Genomic DNA, 21,957 nt, shown 5'->3' with positions numbered 1-21,957 from the left:
TCAGGCATCAACTTCATAGGCCTTGATGAAGCCCATGTCCGGCTCAACGCCAAGCCCCGGGCCGGTTGGAATGGCGACTTTGCCACCGGTCTTCTTGACCTGCTCCTGAATGTTCAACGGGTCGACAAGCAGCTGGTCCCTGAACTTGTTGTCGGTGGTGTCGAATTCGAGCCAAGGTGACCATTGATGCATTCCGCCTGGCAGGGGCGGCATAGCGGCCAAAAGTTGCAGGTTGGTCGCAACGGCAATGGCCGAGCCCCAGACGTGGTTGGCCACCGGTGTGAAATGGGCATGCGCCAGGGCCAGAACGCGAAGGTATTCGGAAATGCCGCCCAGGGCGCAGACCTCGGGTTGAGCGATGTCCAGACCACGGTTTTCGAGGATCGACCGCCAGCCCCAGCGATTGAACTCGGCTTCGCCGCCTGCGATGTTCAACTTCAGGCCGCGGCGAAGCTCACGGTATCCGTCCAGATCTTCGGGTGCCACGGGTTCCTCGAACCAGTAAGCCTCCAACTCTTCGAGCGCGTGACCGACGTAAAACGCATCGGAAGTCGTGTAGCAATGATTGGCATCCACCATGAAGGGATAGTCCGGCCCGACGCCGCGTCGAACGGCCTCGGCCAGTTTCACGTCATCCTTTGGGCCAAAGCCGACCTTCATTTTCGTGGCCTCAAAACCCATCTCGCGAATGGCGGCCGCCTCGTCCTCAAAACGCGCAGCAAGCGAGGTCGTGTCCTCGCGCCGCAGCATCATGCCATATCCGTAAACGCCGACTTCGCTGCGATGGGCACCGCCGATCAGTTTATGTATGGGTAGTCCCGCGACCTTCCCTGCGATATCCCAAAGGGCTATGTCGACACCGGACAGGGATTGCAGCGGCATACCCTTTTGCCCGTGGTCGCGCGTCAGATTGTAAACCTTGTGCCAAATCACGTCACGGTCCAGCGGATCATCCCCCAGAATGAGCGGCTGAATGACCTTCTCGACGATGCCCTTGTTGGCCAGCGCGACATTGCCGGGCCCGAAACACTCGCCCCACCCGGTGATGCCTTCATCGGTTCGAACCTCGACAAGATGGGCGCTGCGTTTGGTGTAATACTGCTGGGAATAGCCCAGTTCCTCGGGCATATCGTATTGCAGCACATGGCTGATGACTTGCGTGATTTTCAACGGAACCTCTGATCGATCTTCGTTTACCTAGGATATTAGCCCGTTTTCTCAAAAATGGTATACCAAATGGGGATGATTGAGGATACTAGGGCAGGAAATTCCGGGTCAGCCAGCTCAAACCAGGGGGAATCCGAACCATGCCGACAGTTCTTGGATGTATCGCCGATGACTTTACTGGCGCTACCGATTTGGCGGGCCTTCTTGCACGCAGCGGTGTCCCCGTGTCACTTCGGATCGGGGTTCCAGAGGAACCGCCTGTCAACGCGGCAGCGATGGAAGTGATTGCACTGAAATGTCGTACAGCACCCGTGCCTGAGGCGGTTTCAGATGCCCGAGCAGCTTTGAAATGGTTGCAGCAGGCCGGTGCCAAGCGGTTTTTCTGGAAGTACTGCTCTACCTTCGACAGCACCGCAAAAGGGAATATCGGCCCGGTTGCCGAGGCCCTGATGAAAGATCTGGGCGCTGAACAGACGATCTATTGTCCGGCCTTTCCCGAAAATGGCCGTGCGGTGTTCATGGGCAATCTCTTTGTCGGGCAACAGCTCCTGGCGGAGAGCCCAATGAAAGATCATCCACTGACCCCCATGCGCGACAGCAATCTGATGCGCATTCTGTCCCCTCAGGTGCAGGGGAAAGTGGGTCTGATCAACCGGCTGGCCGTGGCGGCAGGAGACGAAACAGTCCGCAAAGAGTTGCGAAAACTGCAAGAGGAGGGGGTGGCCCATGTTGTCGTCGACGCTGTGGCCAATTCCGATCTCGAGGTCATTGCGCATGCCTGCCGGGAAATGGTGCTTTTAACAGGAGGAAGCGCGGTGGCGATGCCGTTGCCCGAGCTTTTTCGGGCCGAGGGTATTCTGGCCGCCGATGCGTCGAAGGCCTTCGCACCTTCGACCGACCCCGGGACGATCGTGTTGTCCGGAAGTTGTTCGGCAATGACGCGTCAGCAGGTCGCCCGTTATCTGGAAACGAATGCTCCGGCATATCAGATCGACCCGGTCGAGCTGGCAAACAACGGGCCCCAGGCGGCCCTTAACTGGTTGGCACAGCAAGATCTGACCCGAGCACCGATCCTGTATGCCACCGCAGAGCCAGCAGAGTTGAAGAAAGTGCAGGGTATTCTAGGTGCTGAAAATGCAGGCGAGCTTGTCGAGCACGCCTTGGCGGCCTGCGCTGTCGCCGCGCGGGATGCCGGGGCGCGCCGCTTTGTGGTCGCGGGTGGTGAAACATCGGGGGCGGTGACACAGGCATTGGGCGTCAACCGATTGCATATCGGTGAAGAAATTGCCCCCGGTGTGCCCTGGACCTATTGTCGGTCGGACGGGCATGTCATCGCCCTGACACTTAAATCTGGGAATTTCGGGGCTGAAATGTTTTTCCGGGACGCCCAAGCCATGCTGGAGACGACATGAGCGCGGAAACCGAATTGCGGGAACAGATTTGCCTGTTGGCGAAGTCGATGTTCGATCGTGGACTGACCGGTGGCAGTACCGGCAATATTTCCGCCCGGACGGATGATGGCGGGTTGCTGGTGTCACCGACAGGGACAAGTTTCGGCCGTCTCGACCCTGGCAGGCTCAGCCGATTTGACGCCAAGGGCAACCTAATTGGCGGTGATCAGCCGACAAAGGAAATGCCGTTGCATTCCGCCTTTTATGACACGCGACACTCAGCCGGGGCCGTTGTTCATCTTCATTCGTGCCACGCGGTTGCCTGGTCGATGATGCCGGACGCGGACGCGGATGATTTTCTGCCGCACCTAACCCCCTATGCGATCATGAAATTGGGCAAGGTGAAACTCCTGCCGTTTTTCATGCCGGGCGATCCAGCAATGGGCGAGGCTGTACGCGGGCTTGCGGGTAAGCGCAGCGCCGTCATGCTGGCCAATCACGGCCCGGTGGTTGCGGGCAAGGACGTCGAGGCGGCCTGCAACGCGATAGAGGAGTTGGAGGAAACCGCGAAACTCGCGATCATCTTGCGCGGGGTCCGGGCCTTGGGGCTCAGTGACGAAGACGTACGAAATGTCGTGACACGGTTTGACGTTGAATGGGACGACTGAAGCGGTGCCGATCTTTGCGGCGGCGCTGTAAACCGGCATTAAATGGTCTCAGGTTCGTGTCTCTTCTTGAAACCCGATACTCCAAACGCTCAAAATCACGCGACAATAGCGCGGCAATGCTCCTAACTGTCCGATCCTGCGCCGCGAACAACCGCTCCATCAACTCAAGAGGACAGTTTGTGCATCCGGTCCTGCCTCGCAATACTGCTTTGAACCCGGTCGCGCTGGTTCCAATCAACGCGGAAAAAGAAGCAACTTGAAAAGTAAATCCGGATGATTTCCTCCGATAGAACAAAAAGAAAAACCGAGGGCCGCACCGCCCTCGGTTTTTGGGTTTGGAGATCGTAAGGTTACTGTTTTCAGCTGCCGTCCGAAGCCGCAATGCCAATAATAATTATGCCACCCGCGATCCCGGCCACGGCCAACGGGCTCAACGCTCCCTGCGTCGAAACAAACGGGTCGGCCTTGGTGTCGGCAATGGCAGGCATAGCAACCAACGATCCGGTCACGGCGGCGGCAAGTAGTATCTTTTTCATAGTTTTCCCTGTTGTTAGTTCTTCACAGAAACCGTCTAAAGCAAGAAACGAATACCACGAGCAGGTTAACAGAAAAAATGCATCCGGCAAGGCTTTGAAACGCACAAGCGGTTCGCGCCAAGTACCCGCTATCAGTTGTCAAAATAACATGCCCAAGTGAACCCTCGCAGTACTGCGACGGTTCCGGCTCGTAGTCCATCGGATTAGAGGTGTATTGCGACCCCTGATCCGAATGATGGATCACACTCGATGGCTTTCGCTGCGTGACGGCCATGTTCATCGCATCCAATACCCGTTGCGTTCGTTGGTGTGTGCCCATGGCCCAGCCGACAACACGGCGGCTGAAGGCATCCAGTACGACAGCCAGATACAGAAAGCCCGTCCAGGTCGGCACAAAGGTGATGTCGGCCACCCACAGCACGTTCGGCGCATGGGCATAGAAGTTGCGATACACCAAATCGGCGGCAGGGCGCACCCTTGGGTCGCGCTCGGTGGTCACCACGAACTTGCGGCGGCTAACGCCCCTCAAGCCCTTAGCTAGCATCAGACGCTCGACACGCTTGCGACCAACGAAGATACCTTCATCGGCCAGTTCGGCGTGAATGCGGGGGGCACCATAGGTCTCTTTCGAAGCCTCGTGGATCGCCGTGACCCGCTTGCTCAACGCCTCATCGGCAACCTGGCGAACACTCGGCGGGCGGCTGTGATAGGCATAGAACCCGCTGCGAGACACCCCCAGCGTGCGTGACATCATCTGGATCGAATACTCGGCCTGATTTGCGGTCATGAATTTGAAGACCTGCGCGATGTCACGTCGTTTTGTGCAAACCAGGCCGCGGCCTTTGAGAGAATGTCGCGCTCCTGGCGCAACTGCTTCACCTCCCGCCGAAGCTGGCGCAGTTCGTCACGTTCTTCGCTGGTCAGGCTGCTCGGATCATCACCATCATCGGCAGCCGCCTGCCTGACCCACTCGTGGATCGTGGCAGCACAGGGCTCATACTACCGCGCCAAACTTTCAACACTGCGCCCGGTGCGAACCAGCGCAACCATCTGCTCCCTGAATTCCGCAGGGTACGGGTTCCTCGTTCTCGGCATAACAAACACTCTCCTTCATCAGTGAAAAAGTGTCCATCAAACCGGGGGAACTCCATTCATCGACTTAGCCTGAGGAGCCGCGAGAGTGGGGCATTCCTGGGGGCGAAACGGGCAAACGGAGCTAGAGCGAAGACACGACCAGCGGGACGGTTGGTGAGGGGCAGGATGCGGACGCGATACGGGGCCCATACATGAGGAGGGGAGAATATCGGATCCGCTAGGGCGCAGGCAATGTTCCAGGATGCCAAATTTATCTGGGGTGACGTCGGCCAACGGCAGCTAAGGGTCGGGACAAGCCTTGAATCAATCGGGGGGTTTCCGGGACCGATTGGGTCCTCAAAACTCTCGTGTTGTCACAAAGCTTGGCTTGGAAACGCCCGGCGTTTACAGTGCCGCGATATGACTAATTGCGGAGGTGTCAATCAGGTTGGCAGGGCCGCCCAAGGAGGGTAATTGCCATGGCAATTTGGATACGGGCTTTGGCCAAATTCAATTTACCGCGAACAACTTTGAACGTTTCGCTTTTACTCGCGGTCTTGGCGCTAAGCGCATGCACCGCAGTGAAAATGCGGTCGCCGGCACCAAACACCGTGCAAAATCAGAACCTCGGAGGATTTCCCTATTCGCCGCTGATCTACAACCTCGATTTGTCGGTCCTGGCCTATCAGCTTTACAGCCAGACCCTGATTTGGCCGTTTGATCCATATTACGAAGAATTTGCACAGGGCGACGTGAACCGTGGCCAGATCATGAACAAAGTTCGTGGCTGGGCCCGGGCTGTGGGCCGCAGCCAGCAACGAACCCGCCCACCGCTGGGCGGGTATCGTGGCCCCGGGCGTCTTGCCGGGTTTGACGATAATCCAAGAAGCGATCCGATCATCTATCGCTATGATCAGCTTTATCCCTGGCGCTCGACACTCTTCAATCCGGCGGGCCGCTGGACCGAGTACACCCCGCCCAAGGAAATCGTCGGCCGCATACGCGATGCCTATATGTGCTACCGCAAAACCGGGCGCCCCGAAGGCGATGTCGCGGTCAATCGGGTGGTCACGAAACAGGCCGCCGCCAATCAAGGCGCTCGCGACATCCTTCTGGCCTTCGAGGGGGCCACCGGCGACAAGGGGGAGCCCGGGCAACCGGCCTCGCAAAGCCTGATGGGCTTCGTGTTGTTGCGGTTTCTTCCCGGTAGCAACAAGTATGACGCGCATATCGTTTTTCGCGGCAGCAGAAGCGGGTCCGCCTTTCGCGCTGCTGTGAAAGCGAACTTCACCAAAACGGCAAGCGGCAATCCGGATTGGGTAACCGATCTGGGTTGGTTCCGCATCGGGCCAGACGAGGGCGCGGCTGCTATTACGACGGTTGGCACGGTGCATCGCGGATTTGCCAAATCGATGATCCAAACCCTGCCGCAGGTTTTTGCTTGTCTTGATCGTGGCGCCAGTTTGACCGGCGGCGCCGCGCCGCGAAACATCTATGTAACAGGCCACAGCCTCGGCGGTGGTCTGGCGCAGCATTTCGTCAGCGCTGTCCTTCTTGGCAACCAGTACGGCCCGAACGGTGCAGGGCCATCAATGCCGAACCGGCTCCGGTCATGGCCGTGGGCAGCAACTAAAATGATCAGCTTCAGCGCTCCGCGCGCCGGAGATGAGCTTTGGGCCGCCACGCTGACGGAAAAATCATTGCAATCGGTCGCGTTCAACACGGCCTTCTGGCCGGTCGACGTCAGGGCCCTGACCGCACATGACCCGTCGATCCTGCCACGACTTGTAAATCCATCACGTCCCGCCGGGTACCGTGTTCTGGTCTCAAACGATCCGATCACCACGGAAAAGGTCGTCGGTGGCAAGCATGTCGGCAAAACAATTTATGCCAACAAGCTCGGATCACTGGCACCCTTCGCCGTTGCCAAAGCCGAATCTCACGATCCGGGTTTTGTCCGCAGTCTTTTGGCTAAAACGCTGAATGATCAACGAACCCCTCCTACGCCGCTCCGCTATCATGACATGGCTGTCATCAATCCCACATTAGACCGTTCCGAGCGCGCCAGTGCCACGGCATTCAAAAAACTGCATGCCGTGCTTGCGCGATATTACGCTAGAGGTAACCCACCCGCTAAGACGACGCGGTTAGAAAAGGATTTTGGAGTTTTCCTTTCAATGCTACCAATTCTGAATGCGAACTAACGTAACGACCGTGTTGTTTTGCAATTTGGTCATTGCCACGCTGGAAACGTTACGCTTTGTTCAAACTTCTGCGATGTGAAAGCTGTGCTGCGTTAAACATGCATGACTTCCCAGCACCCAGGGTGGAGAGGCCATTCTCTGCACCAGCACTGTCGTCGCGCCAATCTAAGAAAAACGGTCTTTCACGGCCAGGAAAGCTCGTGCATTAATTTTGCGCGGATCATCAAGATCGGCGCTGTGCAGATAGGCGACCGCCCATCCATCTTCTCAAAGTGCCATTGCAAATTTGCGCATCGCAGCCAGAACAAACGCGATCTTTTGGGGATGATGTGGTACGTAAGTGGCCTCAGCCATGACTTCGGCCATGATGACGACGCCCCGCTCTTTATCGGCAATTCGCAGGGAAGAAATGTCAGCGCTGAACTGGTCACCAAGCACCAGGGTAAGACGAGATTTCACCATGGGACAGGTTTTCCCGCCCAGTCGAAAAAACCACCATTGTGGGCTGGGGTCAGTTGATCAAGAACTGCAACAAGGTTCGTGGCCGCCTCATTCGGCGTCACTTTGGAATGCCCGGGATAAGCCTTGGTGAACGCCGTCTCGACAGTGCCCGGATGCAACGACACAACAATAGCCTTTCTACTCTTTCTCGCGATCTCAATGGCAGTCGTGCGCACAATCTGATTAGCCGCAGCTTTGGCCGCGCGGTAGCTGTACCAGCCACCGAGTTGGTTATCGCCGATCGACCCGACGCGGGCGGTTAGAACTGCCACCACACAACGTCCGTCTTGCGGCAAAAGCCGAGGCGTGTGTTGCAAAACCAACGCCGGGCCAATGGCATTCACAGCCATGACCCGTGCCATGTTTTCTGCATCGATCTCTGCGAGCGACTTCTCTGGTCGAGTACCCTCAGGGGCCAGAACGCCACTGGCAATCAAGACCATATCGAAAGGTGCGCAGAGCCCGTTCATGGCCCCCTCAACACTCGCGGGGTCCGTCACATCGAAACCGTCTACCGAGCGCGAAAGCTGCGTAACCTCAGAGCCACGAGTTGCGAGAACCGTGCACAGCGCCGTGCCGATCCCCCCAGATGCCCCTATGACAAGTGCGCGGCGCGTCATCCTGCATTTACCTTCTTTGACCTGCTACAGCGTTCAGAACAGAATCGCACATTGCTCTACGATCTCGCCCATTTTCGACGCCACGAGAACGGCCGACAGCACACCGGACACGACTTAAAGGGCATCTCGCATTTTCGCATGATTCTTGACCTCCTGAGGCCTGAATCAGCATGGTGATCAGGCCCGCATTTTTTGATCATGTTGCTGATACGGCTCGGACCTTGGTTAAGATCAAAAAAAGAGCCTCAAACTGGCTTCTTTTGAACCGTCTCTGGTTGGCCTTCGTAGTGATATGAGAAGCAAGAAAGAGCGTAAGTTTGATGACCAAGGCAAAACCCATAATTCTCTGGTTCCGAAAGGATTTCAGGCTTGCGGATCACGCGGCGCTTACTGAAGCAGGCAAAAGCGGGCGCCCCGTTATTCCAGTGGTCTTGCTGGATGAGGCAGCGGAAACCTTCGGAGCGGCCCCTAAATGGCGCCTGTTGAAAGCAATTGAATGTTTTGACGATCGTCTGAAAGAAATTGGATCCAGACTGATCTTGCGTCGCGGAACTGCGGCAAACGAACTGCTCGCCCTGGCGCGTGAAACCGGTGCCGGGGACATCTGGTGGACGCGGACCTATGATCCTGACGCGATTGTGCGTGACACCAAGGTCAAATCAGTGCTGAAAGACGCGGGTTTCGGGGCGAAAAGCTGGCCCGGTCATGTTCTTTTCGAACCATGGACGGTCAAAACCAAGCAAGGCGGTTTTTTCAAGGTCTATAGCTCGATGTGGCGGGCGGTAAGAGATCTGGATGTCGCGCCGTCTTACCCCGCACCGGCGCGCCTTTTGGCGCCTGAAACCTGGCCGGCGTCGGATCGGCCTCAGAGCTGGGCGCTCGGCAAGGGTATGGAGCGGGGAGCACAAGTATTGGCGCGATATACCCATGTTGGCGAATCTGCGGCCAATGCGCGCCTTTCCAGTTTCCTGCGGAGAGCAATCGGAGACTACAAGGAGTGTCGCGACTACCCGGCGCAAGATGCAACCTCGCGACTGTCTGAGAACCTGGCCTGGGGCGAGGTCGGGCCTCGTACCGTCTGGCATGCTGGACTGCGTGCGCATCTGAAAGGCCTTGGCGGGGCAGAGCATTTCCTGAAAGAACTCGTGTGGCGCGAATTTGCTTACCATCTGGTTTTCCACACCCCCGAGATCACTCACAGCAACTGGAGATCGGAGTGGGACGCCTTCCCTTGGTCGAACCTTGAGGACGAAGTGGTCCTGCGTTGGAAACAGGGTCGGACGGGTGTTCCCCTTGTCGACGCGGCCATGCGGGAGATGTACGTAACGGGCCATATGCATAATCGTGGTCGCATGATTGTTGGGTCGTATCTTACCAAACACATGCTCAAGCATTGGCGTATCGGACAGAAGTGGTTCGAAGCGTGCCTGATTGATTGGGACCCGGCAGCAAACGCAATGGGATGGCAATGGGTTGCAGGTAGCGGGCCGGATGCCGCGCCCTATTTCCGCATTTTCAATCCAGAAACGCAGGCCCAGAAGTTCGACGCCGAACAGACGTACATTCAAAGATTTGTGGCCGAACTCGTGACTGACCCCGGCCCCGAGGCTCTGGCGTTTTTCGACGCCTGCCCGCACGCTTGGGGGCTGTCACCGGATGATCCTTATCCGACCCCGATTGTCGGACTAAATGAAGGTCGGCAACGGGCTCTTGCAGCTTATGAGGCGCGTTGATTTCGGCACCAACGCATTGAGAGGATGCCCTAGTGTTAAAGCTAGAAACGAATTGGGAGTATGTCGCTGATGCCGTAATGGGCGGTGTTTCGCGCGGTCGAATTGCCACTCAGGTTGTGGTTGGGCGCAGCGCGACACGGCTGACCGGGATGATCTCGCTGGAAAACAACGGCGGCTTCATTCAAATGGCGTCGGATCTGAAGCGGGACGGTTCAAGTCTGGATGCAACCAACTGGACCGGCATCGAGATTGATATCTGCGGTAATGACGAGATCTATGATCTTCGTATTCGAACAGAAGGTCTGGACCGGCCATGGCACTCGTTTCGCACGTCATTCCGTGCAACAGCGCAATGGACAACTGTGCGCTGCCCCTTTTGTGTCTTTGAACCTCACAGAACGGAGCAAGTTCTTGATCCCGCCAAGTTGCGTCGAATTGGTATCGTTGCAGTGGGACGCGTTTTCCAAGCGGACATCTCTGTATCGGATGTCAGGCTGTTTTGACCAACGCCAAAGATCACACTACTTCTAAGGTTTGTGCGGTGCGGCAACTCACCAGTAAGATTTGAAGAAGCTATACTAATAATCGACAGACAGCTTGATCAATGGTCCAGCGTCGTCGGATTGCGGCGTTTATGTTTGCAGGCGGCCGGCTCCGACGTGTACAGAAACACTTGTCTGGAAAGCCAGCGGCCTTTCTGACCTGAGTGCGATCTCGACCAATCAATCCTTTTCGAAAACGATTGTCGCTTCGCCAATGCGCACTCCGAACCGCGACACGTAGGCACGGTTCAGAACGCGATCATCTGTCAGCATCCACATCCAGTCATTGAAATCGACGCGCATGGTTCCCTTTCGGACCGGCAGGTCGATGCGATAGGTCCAGTTAAAAGTGTCGCCGTTTTCACGGCCAGTGGCGACACCTAAAACACCCGGAGCGGTGCCTTTCCAGGTGTCTTCACCGGTTTTCTCAAGGGTCCAGATACGCTGTTCGGTGTCCCCATCGTCGTAGGTGAAATCTTCGACCAGTTGCAGAGTTCTACCGTCCCACGTGCCCGAGATCTGGACTTTGAACCGACGTTGAACATAGCCGAACACGTCTTGGAATTGACCATAGGCCACTGTTTCACCCTCGAAGAAGTCTTCAAGGTTCAGGGTCCGGTCAGAAAGGGGTTTGTCATCCGGCCCCGGTGTGCCGGAACAGGCCATCAACATCAAAAAGGTGAACGGGGCGAGGATGGTTTTCATAGAGGCTTCTCCGAAAGGCACGATTTGGAGGGATGTGGCGCAAATGCGATTGGGCGTTGCATCGGCTGTCACAAGATTTTTTTGCGGGGCGAAGGTGTCGACCTGCGCAGAGCGTAGCCCAAGGCCAGCGCCACGATTCCAGACGCTGACAGCAAGATCACAGTCAGGTTGGACGACGATGCGTTGGCCGAAATGACACCGCACAACGCCCAAATCACCGCCAGCGGATAGGCCCATTCGGCCGGTCGCAAGGATTGCACGATCAATGCCACCACCAAAACGGCCACCAGCATGACCAAAGCTGCAGCCTGTCCACTCAGCACACCGTACCCACCGAGCACAACACCGGCACCAACGCCGGTCGCCGCCGTCAGCCACCCAGCGTAAAGCGCGACCGGGCGCACCTGCCACACCGGGGTGTCTGTCCCGGCGCGCAGCATGGCCAAAACGGCGGTCGCCGCTATGGCAAAGATCATCACGGTTGCCAGGATCGGCGCGGCGTTCGCGGCGGCAATCCAGAACATGCCAAGGCAAAGGCTGATCAGCAGCGGTGGACGCATCCGCTGCCAATGCTCATCCTGAGGCGCATTCAGCAATCCCCAGATTGCCCCAAGGATTAGCCAGATATAGATCGCACCCCAGATGCCAAAGGCCCACCCTGCTGGTTGAACCGGCCAGAACTCCAGAACCACGGGAAACTGTTCGGGCCTGTAGCCCGCGAATTCACTTGTCATCAACGGCGACAGCGCAAACGCAACTGTCGCTAGTGCAACTGCTATCGCAACAATGGGGTATTTTTTGTGCATCAGGACGGGTCTTTCTGTTTCGGGGCCGACGCCGGTTCAGCGTTGCGCGTCGGGATCCGGGCGCATGGTTGCAACCAGCTCGGCCACCTTGATGCCGAACTTGCGCATCTCGGACTTGTTCATGATCACGCCGCTTTCAGTCAGGTAAAGCCAGTCGGTTGCTGTCAGCGTGTGACCACCCGCGTCTTCCGGCAGAACGATCTGGTATTCCATCTTGATCGTCGATCCCGAAACGACGCCACGTGCCTCGCCGACGATGTCGTCGGCAGTTGCGGTGAAGGTGTTGCCATCACCAAGTTTCAGGAACCATTTGCGGCTTTGCTGTTTGCCGTTTGAGTAGGTGAACTCTTCACTTAGCGTACCGGTGTCGCCGTCCCATTCACCGACCATTTTGGCCACGAAGCTATTGGTCATTTTCCCCGTTGGACCGTAGATCAGTCCCTCGGAAAGGATTTCACCGTTCAGGTGCGTCTTGAGTGAGAAGGTGGGTCCCGCATCGGCATAGTCTGCCGGATTTTGCGCGCGAAAGCTCAGAAACATGGACTTTGCTGCCATGACCAGAATCACAAGAAAGAGGAAGGCTGTAAGAAGTTTCATTGGGTTGGGTTCTCCGTCGGAAGCGCCAGGACAAGAGCCAGGGCGCCGAGTTTCAGGATGCAGGGAAGTACGGCGTAAGAGATGTTCAATGTTTTCAGAGCTTCAGCGCTGTTCGTCGCGCCGGGTGTAAAGCCACTGTTTTCAAGCATGGGCAGAACGGCAAAGGCGGCCAGGGCCAGACCAAGTTTGCCGGCGAAAGACCAGATGCCAAAGGCCAGCGATGCCTTGAGGCCTGCATTGGTTAGCGCCACGGAAAACATCGCGGGCAGGATGACCATGTCCGCCCCCAGGGCGGCACCGGAGGCCAGACAGATCAGCGCAAACCCGAAGTGACTGCCGGGGGCCAGGAAAGCGGCCCCGACAAAGCCGAGGATGGCCAGCGGCATGGCGATCAACAACGTGGCCTTGGGACCCGTTCTCTGACTCAGACGGGTCCAGAGCGGCACGCTAAAACCCGCGCTGAGAAAGAACAGGATCAACAAGGGTCCGGCCTTGCCCGGCAGTTGCAGACGGTCTTCAACGAAGAACAGGAACAAGGTGGACGTGATGGCCACGGGCAGGCTGTTGACCAATGCCAGCACAAGAAGCCTTAGCGCACCGGCCTGGCGCAGGCCGACAAGGGAAAGCCGTTCACCCAAGACGGGCTCGCGACGCCAGATCGGCAAGGTAATCACGGCCACTCCAAGGGCCAACGCGCCCAGAAACAGACCTAAGGCTTCGTATCCTTGTCCAGCAGCCCCGAGGACGACAAGGATCGCTGGCGCAATGGCGGCGATGACGACACCGGCCAGCATACCCCCCTCGCGAAACGCTGCCAGTGTCATCAGGGCACGCGGGGTCGGTGTCGCCGCAAGCGTGGCGCTGCGCCCGTAGAGCAGGATCATGCCCAGGCTGTAGGCTGAGAACAGCAGAACAAGGATTGCCACCAGGCGTGGCACCCCGTTTGGCCCCGGTTGGGCGGTAAAGAGCAACGGAAAGCCGATGGCCAGCCCAACCGCTGCGGCGCTGGCAAACAGGATTTGCGCCCGCGGCCAGCGGTCGATTGCCCAGCCGATCAGCGGGTCCTGCACAAGATCGACCAGCCGGATAACCAACAGGATCGTGCCAATTGCCCCCAACCCGATGCCCAGCTCGACCGACGCAAATCGCGGCAAGTGAATGTAAAGCGGAATGCCAGCCGCGGCCAGCATCAGCGCATAGAGGCTGACACGCGGGTAAAGCATCACTCGCCTTTCAGTTTCCGGGTGAAGGATTTCGAACGTGTGTTGTCGCCCAGGAAGATCGACATGAAGCGGGTTTTGATACTCGGATGGCTTAGCGTGCAAACCCGTTTTCCATTGTGCCAGAACCGGACCTGGTTTGGCCCTTCGGAGATAGCTACATAGCGGTCTCCCTTGCGCACATGGCGAAAGCATTTTTGCAACTGGCCGCGCACCGGCAGGGTGGCGCCGGTACGGTTCAGTTCGCGCATTGTGCCTTCAACCAGGTCATATTCGCTCAGGTTGCGCAGGTATTTCAGCTCGAGCGCGAAGTCCTTGCTCCAATCCAGCGGGGCACCAAACTTGGTGAACAGCTGGGCTTTGTAGAGCGGGAAGCCGATATAGCGGAAGGTGGCCGCGCCGCGCATTTCTGCACCGGGCAAAGCGGTTTTGATCGTGGACGCCTGCGCGCCCATGGGCAACGCCAGCGCGACGAGAGCTAAAATAACTTTACGCATGGGCCAACTCCACCTGAACGACATCGGTGTGCCCCACGGCGAAGGACGCCGCGCAAATCTCGAGATAGTACTGCCAGTTGCGGAAGAAGCTCTCGCCATATCCCATTTCGGAAACGCGACGCTTTTGCGCGGTCAGGCGCTCGGCCCAGGTGCGACAGGTTTGAGCATAGTCCTGCCCGAATGCAAAGCTGTCACGCACCTCAAGTCCCGCGTTGTTGGCTTGACCCTCGATCACGCTGTCCGACAGCAACATACCGCCGGGAAAGACATATTGGCGGATGTAGTCGGACGAAGATTTGTAGGTGTCAAAGAAACTGTCCTTGACGGTAATTGCCTGCAACAACACCCGCCCGCCTTCGGCGAGGTTACGCTTGAGCGTGGCAAAGTAGCTGGGCCAGTAACGTTCGCCTACGGCCTCGATCATCTCGATCGAAACGATGTTGTCGTATTGCCCGTCGATGTCTCGATAGTCGCGAAGCTGAATGTCAGCACGGCCATCGAGGCGGCATTCGGCATAGCTGTGCTGGTTACGGGATATGGTCACGCCAGTCACGTCGCGCCCTTCTTCGCTGGCATGTTCCGCAAAACCGCCCCATCCGCAGCCGATTTCAAGCGTGCGCTCTCCGTTTCCGAGGCGCGACAAGGCGCGCGCGTTCTTGCGGGTCTGTGCGCGTGTCAGATCGTCATCGGCCTGCTCATACAGCCCGGAGGAATAGGTCATCCCTTCATCCAGCCACAGCGCGTAGAACTCGTTGCCCACATCGTAATGCGAGCGGATGTTTCTGCGCGACCCGCGGCGGGTGTTGGCCCGCATGACCGTATCGACCAACCGGAACTTGGCCTTGTTGAACGGGCTTGCCTGATCAAAGGCGCCCAGATGCTCGCGATTGCGCATGGCCAAGGCAACCAAGCCTTCAACCGATGGGGTATCCCACAGGCCCTGAACATAGGTTTCACCAAGACCGACCTGTCCATGCGCGGCCAATGCGGACACAGCGACCCAGTTACGGATGGTCATCTCGGCCTCGGGGCCGGAATGGCCAAAATGATACCGCTCGCCCTCGGGGGTTCGCAGGGTCAGTTGCCCGTCACGCAGTCGCTCGCAGGTCGACAGGAAATTCGATTTCAGGGCCTTGTTGGTCAAGCGCATTTTCTATTCCTTTGAATTGGTGACGTTCATTCAGGGCGCGCACGATACGCATTGCACTGGCGATGCCGTCCTCATGAAACCCGTGCCGGTTCCAAGCCCCGGCAAACCATGTCCGGTTGCGGCCCTGCATTTCGCGGATGTCGCACTGTGCCTTGAGCGCGGCCTTGTCGAACATCGGGTGGGCGAAGTGCGCCACGTCATAGATCGTGTCCTGAGGGATCTCGGTTGACGGGTTCAGGGTGACGAACAGAGGGTCGGACTCGGGGATGTTCTGAAGTCGGTTCATCCAGTAGGTGAGACCGATTTCGCCGTCTTGCGACCGGTACGCCCAGCTGGACCAGCAGGCGCGCCGCCGGGGCATCTGGTTTGCATCACAATGCAAGACCGCCGTGTTGGGTTGATAGCGAATACTACCAAGTGCTTCGGCTTCGGCTGTTGTCGCATCTTTGCCGAGGATTTGCAGGGCTTGATCCGAATGGCAGGCCATGATGATCTCGTCAAAAGATGCTGACAAGCCCTTGTCAGCGAAGATGCGAACCTCGTGGGTGTCGCGCTGGACATGCCGGACCGGCGTATCGATGCGGATGACGCAACCCCTTGCCAAAAGCGCAGTTTCCAACCGGCGGACATATTCAATGCTGCCGCCCTTCACCGTCCACCACTGATGTTCGCCGGACCCGGCCAAAAGCGCGTGGTTACGGAAAAACCGTACTAGCGATTTCGCCGGGAACTGGTCGACATCTTCAACCGGGGTCGACCAGATCGCACCGCACATCGGCATAAGGTAGTTGTTGCGAAACCAATCGCCGAGGCCCAGCTCATCGACCAGTTCACCAATGGTCTTGTTGTCATCCGTGGCAGCGGCCTCGGCACGTTTTCCAAAGCGAAGGATATCTGCCATCATCTTGTAGAACTGCGGCCGCAGCAGGTTGCTTTTCTGCGCCGTGATCGCGCCCATGTTGCTTAGGCCGTATTCCAGCCAGCCATCATTGATGCTGGCGCCAAAGCTCATCTCGCTATTCATCACCGGAACGTCGAGATCACGGAACAGCCGCGTCAGGTAGGGATAGGTGGCATAGTTGAAAACAATGAAACCGGTATCGACCGGTTGGTCGCCGTTCTTGCCTGCCATAACAGTTCGGGCGTGACCGCCCAGCCGCGGGGCTGCTTCAAACAGGGTGACGTCATGGTAGGGCGCCAGGTAATAGGCGGCCGAGAGGCCGGATATGCCACCGCCGACAATTGCGATTTTCTTTCTTGGGCCGTGGATCTGATCGAACATTCCGTCCTCATCTTTGCAACGTTATGAGGCTTTTACGCGGGGCCCGTCAGATTGGATCAGAAAAGCAGGAGAAAAGTTTTCAACGCGTTCTGATCCAACAGGCACGCGCACGCGTATTCGAGGTATGATGCTGGAACATATTCAGGCCCAAACCCTTCACGCCCGCCGCGGAACGCTGAAGAACACCTTCAGCTACGGTGTCGATTTCGTGTTGACCGATCTTGGCACCAAGACGCCTGCGCTGATGTCGCGAAACCGTTTCAATCTGTGGTCGCTGTGGGATCGTCATCATGGCGGCGCGCGGGGCGACGGGCGCGGCCTGGCGTGGTTCAAACAGGTTCTGCACAAGCGCGGGTTTCAAACCAAGAACGCGCAGCTTCTGTTGCTGACCCAGCCCAGCTTCCTTTGGTTTCATTTCAACCCGGTCAGCTTTTGGATTGCGCTGGTTGATGGCACCCCGCGGGCCTTTGTTGCCGAGGTGAACAGCACCTTCGGCCAGCGACACTGCTATTTCTGTGCACACGAAGATTTTCGCCCGATTGAACGCGGCGACGCCCTGATCGCCGAGAAGCTGATGCATGTGTCGCCGTTTCAGAAAATCGCAGGTCATTACCGATTCAATTTCGGATTCAGCGACACACGGATCGACATTCGCATTTCCTTTGAAAATGAGGATCAGGGCGTTCTTGCGACGTTGGCCGGCGACCGGTGTGTGGCCACAAACAAGTCGCTTCTGTGGGCCGCCGTCCGCCGCCCCTTGGGTGCGGTTCGGGTTCTGGCACTGATCCATTGGCAAGCGGCGATCCTGTATCTGAAACGCGCACCATTTCTTCGCAAACAACCTGCGCCCGCGACTTTCACAAGCGAAAGCCAGCCCTTGAGTGGCCCCGGCAAATGACCGATTTCTTCGAAAAAGCATATTGGCTCATCGGGGCAAGCGAAGGTTTGGGGCGTGCCCTGGCGAAACGTTTGGATGCAGAAGGCGCCCGGCTGATCTTGTCGGCACGCAACCGAGAGCGACTGGACACCCTTAACGCCGAATTGACCAGTGCAACCGTGCTTGCGCTGGACGTGACCGATGGCGACTCCGTGCGTCGCGCGGCGCGAGCAGTGGGTGACGTGGACGGTGTGATCTATAACGCCGGCGCCTATGAGCCCATGCGCACGACAGAGTGGGACAGCGAAACCGCGTTGATCTTGGCGGATGTCAATTTTACCGGGGCGATGCGTGTCCTTGGCGAAGTGGTTCCAAAAATGGTTGCGCAGGATCGCGGCGACATTACCCTGATCGGCTCGCTGGCCGGGTATCGCGGGCTTCCCGCCGCTATCGGCTATGGCGCCAGCAAGGCGGCACTGGTCAGCCTGGCAGAAACAATGCGCTTTGATCTGAAAGACACGGGTATTGTGGTGCGGCTGGTCAATCCCGGCTTTATCAAGACCCGCCTGACCCAGAAGAATGACTTTCGCATGCCCATGCTGATGGCCCCCGACGAGGCGGCCGCACGCGTGGTCAAGGCCATGCAGAAGCGCCGTTTCCGCACGGATTTCCCAGCGCCGTTTTCCTGGTTGATCCGCTGGCTTGCAGTTTTGCCGGACTGGCTGGTTTATCGCGGCAAGTAACGCCCTTTCTTCCTTTAACCAAAACAATGGGGCTGCCGAGAGTTCGGCAGCCCCAAGTTGTTTTGGGTGCCCTGCCTCAAATGGCAGGGCTAGCGATCTTAGTGGCAGGCCGGGCGCGTGCCGGGCAACAGCACCTTGTCGACCACGTGAATGACGCCGTTGTCTGCCTTGATGTCCGCGATGATCACGTTGGCCATCTGCCCCGTGCCATCGGCAATCTTGACCCCCTCAGCACCGGCCGTGATGCACAGGCGCTCGCTGCTCAGGACGGGTTTGAAATAGTTCGACCCGGTCGGGATCATGTTGGCAGTGAGTTCGCGGTCATCAACGTGGTACAGCAGCACGTTGGTCAGCTGGCCTTTGTTCTCGGGCTTGAGAAGGGTTTCCACCGTACCCTCGGGCAGGGCCGCGAAGGCATCGTTCACCGGGGCATACACGGTGAAGGGGCCCGGACCGGACAAAGTCTCTGCCAGGCCGGCTGCGGTGACTGCGGCCACGAGCGTCGAGAAGCGGTCATCCCCAGCCGCGATGTCGACGATGGTGTTGGATTGCGCGACGGCGGCAGAAAGGCTGAGTGCGACGGCGGCGATGGCGGTTTTGATCGTGGTTTTCATGGGTAGTCTCCTTGTTGATGGGCCTGTCCTGCCCGGTTTCAATTCATGTTCGTACAAGGGTTACGGTGTGCCGCCTGTGATGGATCACGGCCTCACGGATTCGTGATGTAAATCGTTGAAAATAAAAAGAAGCCGCCAAAAATGGCGGCTTCAAAGTGTTGTTCGTTTGCCGTTGGACCTAGATGCGAAACAGCGGCTGCAACAGCCGTGGCACCAATGCGCGGAACCGCAATCGCGCGTCCGTTGCGGCAAGGCAGATACAGGGGGCTCCGTCATCGGCAACCGGTGTGTGTTCAAGGTGTTCATCGGCAATTTCAAGATCGCCAACACCGAACCGACCGGTTTCATCACTGAAACTGCCCTGTAGGACCAGCGTCAATTCCAGCCCGTTATGGCTGTGATCCGGCACGGCCTGACCCGGCGGGATGTAGAGCAGTCGGACGGAACCGTTTGTGTCCGCTGACAGGATATCCTGACGGACGCCCATGCCCAGAGTTTTCCACTGAGGTTCACGGCCCTTCAATGCTTCCATTACCGGGCCGGGGAATATTCCATTGCGCTCGTGCACCGGCTCGGGCGTAAAGGGCGCGTCAAGCTGGGCAAAAATATCGTCCTTCAATGAAGACGACACCGCGACAACTGGTGTGTCTTCGAGAACGGCACCGCCAACCGCCTGATGCGCGCCCAGAGCCACGCGGCATTGTCCGCACAACGACACGTGGCTCGCGACGGTCACCGCGAAAGCGTGCGGAAGGTTGCCAGCCGCATAGGCCGCCAACATGGCGTCGGGGACATGATGGGAAATGGCACTCATTGCTTGAGGTCCTTCAATTCGTGTCTGAGGCGCTCCAGTCCCAACCGGATGCGCGACTTAATGGTTCCAAGGGGGAGGCCCGTCTGCGCGCTGATCTCCTGATGGGTCAGCTCGCCAAGATAGGCCTGTTCTATGATTTCGCGCTGTTCGGGTTTGAGCGCAGCAAGCGCTTGTCTTAGTTGCCTGGCTTCCTGTTCCAGCCCAAGGATCTGGCTGGCGTCGGGTTCCGTCCCCGGCTCCTCTTTTAGTTCCTCGGGAGTGGGACGGTTTTCTTTGCGGGCGATGTCGATCTGCCGATTACGGGCAATCTGATAAACCCATGCTGAAACCTGAGCGCGATGCGGATCGAACTGTGCCGCCTTGCGCCAGATCGTCAGCATCACATCCTGTACGATTTCTTCGGCCTGATGCGCCGACGCCCCCGCACGGATGATGAACCCTTTGAGCCTAGGAGCAAAGTGATCAAACAGAGCAGCAAATGCGTTGCGGTCGCGGTTGTCACGTACGGCAATCATCCACCGGGTCTGCTGCGAAATCTCGGTATTGCTTTTAGGCACAGGCATTCTTTCGTGGGTTTGAACCACGTTAGACCGCCGAGCGGCGTAAGGGGAATCAAGAATTTGCGTTATCATGCCTTTACTACGACAAATGGTGAGTCCCGGATCACTATTACTGGCAAATGATCATCAGTAGTTTCGAATGGTGAGCACCCAGCCTCAAACGATCGACAAATTGGGGTGGTATCGGCTGGCAAGCATTGGTTGATATCAAACCAGACCCGTTACCACACTCGTGACACCGATAAATGCAGATGAGGCTGCTCAGCTTTCGCCCTGGGGGATCCGATATTCTCCCCTCCTCATTTATGGGCCCCGTATGGGAAACCCTCTCCTGGACAGCCAACAACCCACCCACAAACAGGGGCATAAACAGGGGCATTTCCGGCCGATCCGAGGACCCGGGACCCTTACCACATTGTCTGAGAGGGTAGTGGCTGGGAAGGCAGGAACCCTTGTCGGTCCATGAATTGTATCAGCTTTTCGGAGAACCCGTCATTATTGGGGCGGTGGTAGGGGCAAAACGCAGCCAAGAATGCGTGAGAGTCGGCGGTTTTAGCAGAGACTGTGTGAGCGCCTCTTGAGGTATCATAGACCGTCTGGGGCGGAGGTCAGCACGGGTGCGGTCTGGAGTGTCAGGTGCGACCATCCGGAGTGTTGAGGCCGCGTGAGAGGGCGCTGGAGACCGGGGATCGGTCGATCAGCCTGGGTGCCGTCGATCGGGTCGAAGGACGACCGGTAGACCTCATATCGTTGGCACTCGGGGTCACCGATGATGTTCTTGCCCTCTCTGACGCACTCGGCCTGAATGCGCTCTCCGGTGGAGAACTTGAACCCGATGTCGCCCAGAGGATCGTCGATCTGGTATTGCGCTTTCCCGAAGTGGTTCACCCCATCAACGATCAGCAGATCATCAATCGTATTTCCCCCTGGATAGAACAGCACGGTCCGGTTCCTTGTGTTGGCTCCGTCCAGCGTCACTTCAGCCGGGGATCTGTTGGTGGTTGGCGGAAGCTTAGAATTTCCGCTATTTCTGTGCCGTGGCCGTCTTCTGTGCCGTGGCCGTCGGAAACAATCCTTCCGAATGGTTGTTTTGTCCGCTCATCTGGCCTTGATGCTGTGCGCAGAGAAGGACCGGTTCGAGCCGCTCATGACCGATGCTGCATCGTTTACGAAGGCGCCTATCAGCCCTTCTTACCTGTTCGCGGCATTGTTTCATGCGCATGGCATTGGTGGAACCCAAGCTGAACTAACGAGATGCAGTAGATGTCTTCCCAGGTGCAGTTGGTATCTATCGCTTCTTGTTTGCTCGGGATCTAAATGCGCTTTACTAGCGATACCTTCCACATAGAAGCAAGTTCCGACCAACGTGGATACCTATCATGAAGGCGTCCAATTCGTGGCCACATGTATGCATGGTTACGGTACCAGGCGCGCGCTGACTATCTGGATCAACAAACACCTCAAGATTTTTTCCAGGAGGAGCGTCGTTGCGAACATCCACACACGCGAGCACGTTCTTGGCTGCATGGAGCCCCACCATTGCGTGGCCTTTCGGACAGGCCAGCATTCCATGCGATTGTGAGCAGCCTCATCTGACTGGGCCAAGATGATTGTTAGTGCATGATTGGCCTCTGATCCATGGTTATGATGGCTTCA

Annotated in this window: 23 protein-coding genes and 1 pseudogene; 7 read left to right on the top strand and 17 right to left on the bottom strand. The window is 57.6% G+C overall.

The genetic code is table 11. The features are described 5' to 3' along the window. On the bottom strand, positions 1-1,170 hold the full coding sequence (locus RXV86_RS06535) for a mandelate racemase/muconate lactonizing enzyme family protein (RefSeq protein WP_316298514.1): 1,170 nt from the start codon (positions 1,168-1,170) through the stop codon (positions 1-3). A 137-nt stretch (positions 1,171-1,307) separates the two neighbouring features. Between RXV86_RS06535 and otnK the strand changes: the two genes are divergently transcribed. Together otnK and RXV86_RS06525 are read left to right on the top strand one after the other, a co-directional pair. Next, positions 1,308-2,579 carry a 3-oxo-tetronate kinase gene (otnK, locus tag RXV86_RS06530; RefSeq protein ID WP_316298512.1) on the top strand — a complete coding sequence of 424 codons (1,272 nt, stop codon included), beginning with the start codon at positions 1,308-1,310 and terminating at the stop codon, positions 2,577-2,579. Then, positions 2,576-3,226 (top strand): aldolase, encoded by a 651-nt coding sequence (locus RXV86_RS06525; RefSeq protein WP_316298511.1) that lies wholly within the window; start codon positions 2,576-2,578, stop codon positions 3,224-3,226. The genes otnK and RXV86_RS06525 overlap by 4 nt, the downstream gene beginning before the upstream one ends. A 359-nt stretch (positions 3,227-3,585) precedes the next feature. On the opposite strand, the gene RXV86_RS06520 is transcribed toward RXV86_RS06525, so the two are convergent. Next, positions 3,586-3,762, bottom strand: a complete 177-nt coding sequence (locus tag RXV86_RS06520; RefSeq protein WP_316298510.1) for a hypothetical protein — start codon at positions 3,760-3,762, stop codon at positions 3,586-3,588. A 22-nt stretch (positions 3,763-3,784) separates the two neighbouring features. Then, positions 3,785-4,549 (bottom strand): IS3 family transposase, encoded by a 765-nt coding sequence (locus RXV86_RS06515; protein WP_367575556.1) that lies wholly within the window; start codon positions 4,547-4,549, stop codon positions 3,785-3,787. Positions 4,550-5,423: 874 nt separating this feature from the next. On the opposite strand from RXV86_RS06515, the gene RXV86_RS06510 reads away from it, so the two are divergent. After that, positions 5,424-7,040 carry a hypothetical protein gene (locus tag RXV86_RS06510; protein ID WP_316298509.1) on the top strand — a complete coding sequence of 539 codons (1,617 nt, stop codon included), beginning with the start codon at positions 5,424-5,426 and terminating at the stop codon, positions 7,038-7,040. A 270-nt stretch (positions 7,041-7,310) separates the two neighbouring features. Here the strand turns inward: RXV86_RS06510 and RXV86_RS06505 are convergent. From RXV86_RS06505 to RXV86_RS06495, 3 genes and pseudogenes are all read right to left on the bottom strand, one after another. Further along, positions 7,311-7,502, bottom strand: a pseudogene (locus RXV86_RS06505) (cryptochrome/photolyase family protein); the annotation flags it as partial. Beyond that, positions 7,496-8,161 carry an SDR family NAD(P)-dependent oxidoreductase gene (locus RXV86_RS06500; RefSeq protein ID WP_367575555.1) on the bottom strand — a complete coding sequence of 222 codons (666 nt, stop codon included), beginning with the start codon at positions 8,159-8,161 and terminating at the stop codon, positions 7,496-7,498. The pseudogene RXV86_RS06505 and the gene RXV86_RS06500, both read right to left, overlap by 7 nt. 56 nt (positions 8,162-8,217) lie before the next feature. Further along, entirely contained in the window at positions 8,218-8,286 is a 69-nt protein-coding gene (locus RXV86_RS06495; protein WP_316300190.1) for a DUF2256 domain-containing protein, read from the bottom strand. A 195-nt stretch (positions 8,287-8,481) separates the two neighbouring features. Between RXV86_RS06495 and RXV86_RS06490 the strand changes: the two genes are divergently transcribed. After that, positions 8,482-9,894: a deoxyribodipyrimidine photo-lyase gene (locus tag RXV86_RS06490; protein ID WP_316298504.1), complete on the top strand. Its 1,413-nt coding sequence runs from the start codon at positions 8,482-8,484 to the stop codon at positions 9,892-9,894. 32 nt (positions 9,895-9,926) lie between these two features. Beyond that, positions 9,927-10,397 carry a CIA30 family protein gene (locus RXV86_RS06485; protein ID WP_316298503.1) on the top strand — a complete coding sequence of 157 codons (471 nt, stop codon included), beginning with the start codon at positions 9,927-9,929 and terminating at the stop codon, positions 10,395-10,397. Between the two features lie 219 nt (positions 10,398-10,616). Here the strand turns inward: RXV86_RS06485 and RXV86_RS06480 are convergent, their stop codons facing one another. From RXV86_RS06480 to RXV86_RS06450, 7 genes are all read right to left on the bottom strand, one after another. Then, positions 10,617-11,108, bottom strand: a complete 492-nt coding sequence (locus RXV86_RS06480) for a DUF3833 domain-containing protein (RefSeq protein WP_316300188.1) — start codon at positions 11,106-11,108, stop codon at positions 10,617-10,619. Between the two features lie 101 nt (positions 11,109-11,209). Further along, positions 11,210-11,875 (bottom strand): hypothetical protein, encoded by a 666-nt coding sequence (locus RXV86_RS06475; protein ID WP_316298502.1) that lies wholly within the window; start codon positions 11,873-11,875, stop codon positions 11,210-11,212. A gap of 108 nt (positions 11,876-11,983) precedes the next feature. Further along, positions 11,984-12,544, bottom strand: coding sequence for a DUF3833 domain-containing protein (locus tag RXV86_RS06470; RefSeq protein WP_316298500.1), 561 nt, complete (start codon positions 12,542-12,544; stop codon positions 11,984-11,986). Then, positions 12,541-13,767, bottom strand: coding sequence for an MFS transporter (locus RXV86_RS06465; RefSeq protein ID WP_316298499.1), 1,227 nt, complete (start codon positions 13,765-13,767; stop codon positions 12,541-12,543). The genes RXV86_RS06470 and RXV86_RS06465 overlap by 4 nt, the downstream gene beginning before the upstream one ends. Further along, complete coding sequence (locus tag RXV86_RS06460; protein WP_316298497.1) at positions 13,767-14,261, bottom strand: hypothetical protein; 495 nt, start codon at positions 14,259-14,261, stop codon at positions 13,767-13,769. Before RXV86_RS06460 ends, RXV86_RS06465 begins: the two co-directional genes overlap by 1 nt. After that, the gene (locus RXV86_RS06455; protein ID WP_316298495.1) at positions 14,254-15,411 is read right to left on the bottom strand and encodes a cyclopropane-fatty-acyl-phospholipid synthase family protein; all 1,158 of its coding nucleotides are present in this window, start codon (positions 15,409-15,411) and stop codon (positions 14,254-14,256) included. The genes RXV86_RS06460 and RXV86_RS06455 overlap by 8 nt, the downstream gene beginning before the upstream one ends. After that, entirely contained in the window at positions 15,350-16,693 is a 1,344-nt protein-coding gene (locus RXV86_RS06450; protein ID WP_316298494.1) for an FAD-dependent oxidoreductase, read from the bottom strand. Before RXV86_RS06450 ends, RXV86_RS06455 begins: the two co-directional genes overlap by 62 nt. A gap of 127 nt (positions 16,694-16,820) precedes the next feature. On the opposite strand from RXV86_RS06450, the gene RXV86_RS06445 reads away from it, so the two are divergent. Further along, entirely contained in the window at positions 16,821-17,591 is a 771-nt protein-coding gene (locus RXV86_RS06445; RefSeq protein WP_316298493.1) for a DUF1365 domain-containing protein, read from the top strand. Next, positions 17,588-18,313 carry an SDR family NAD(P)-dependent oxidoreductase gene (locus RXV86_RS06440; protein ID WP_316298490.1) on the top strand — a complete coding sequence of 242 codons (726 nt, stop codon included), beginning with the start codon at positions 17,588-17,590 and terminating at the stop codon, positions 18,311-18,313. The genes RXV86_RS06445 and RXV86_RS06440 overlap by 4 nt, the downstream gene beginning before the upstream one ends. 98 nt (positions 18,314-18,411) lie before the next feature. Here RXV86_RS06440 and RXV86_RS06435 read toward each other — a convergent pair whose 3' ends face one another. The 4 genes from RXV86_RS06435 to RXV86_RS06420 form a co-directional block, all read right to left on the bottom strand. Further along, positions 18,412-18,927 carry a fasciclin domain-containing protein gene (locus tag RXV86_RS06435; RefSeq protein WP_316298488.1) on the bottom strand — a complete coding sequence of 172 codons (516 nt, stop codon included), beginning with the start codon at positions 18,925-18,927 and terminating at the stop codon, positions 18,412-18,414. Positions 18,928-19,105: 178 nt separating this feature from the next. After that, the gene (locus tag RXV86_RS06430; RefSeq protein ID WP_316298486.1) at positions 19,106-19,741 is read right to left on the bottom strand and encodes a ChrR family anti-sigma-E factor; all 636 of its coding nucleotides are present in this window, start codon (positions 19,739-19,741) and stop codon (positions 19,106-19,108) included. After that, positions 19,738-20,373, bottom strand: a complete 636-nt coding sequence (locus RXV86_RS06425) for a sigma-70 family RNA polymerase sigma factor (RefSeq protein WP_316298485.1) — start codon at positions 20,371-20,373, stop codon at positions 19,738-19,740. The genes RXV86_RS06430 and RXV86_RS06425 overlap by 4 nt, the downstream gene beginning before the upstream one ends. 513 nt (positions 20,374-20,886) lie before the next feature. Continuing rightward, positions 20,887-21,243 carry a hypothetical protein gene (locus tag RXV86_RS06420; protein ID WP_316298483.1) on the bottom strand — a complete coding sequence of 119 codons (357 nt, stop codon included), beginning with the start codon at positions 21,241-21,243 and terminating at the stop codon, positions 20,887-20,889. Positions 21,244-21,957: the final 714 nt, after the last annotated feature.

This window comes from Aliisedimentitalea sp. MJ-SS2 (assembly GCF_032586155.1).
Taxonomy (GTDB): Bacteria; Pseudomonadota; Alphaproteobacteria; order Rhodobacterales; family Rhodobacteraceae; genus JAWHTC01.
The sequence above is the reverse complement of the archived record's forward strand: the minus strand, read 5'-3'. Positions and strand labels throughout refer to the sequence as shown.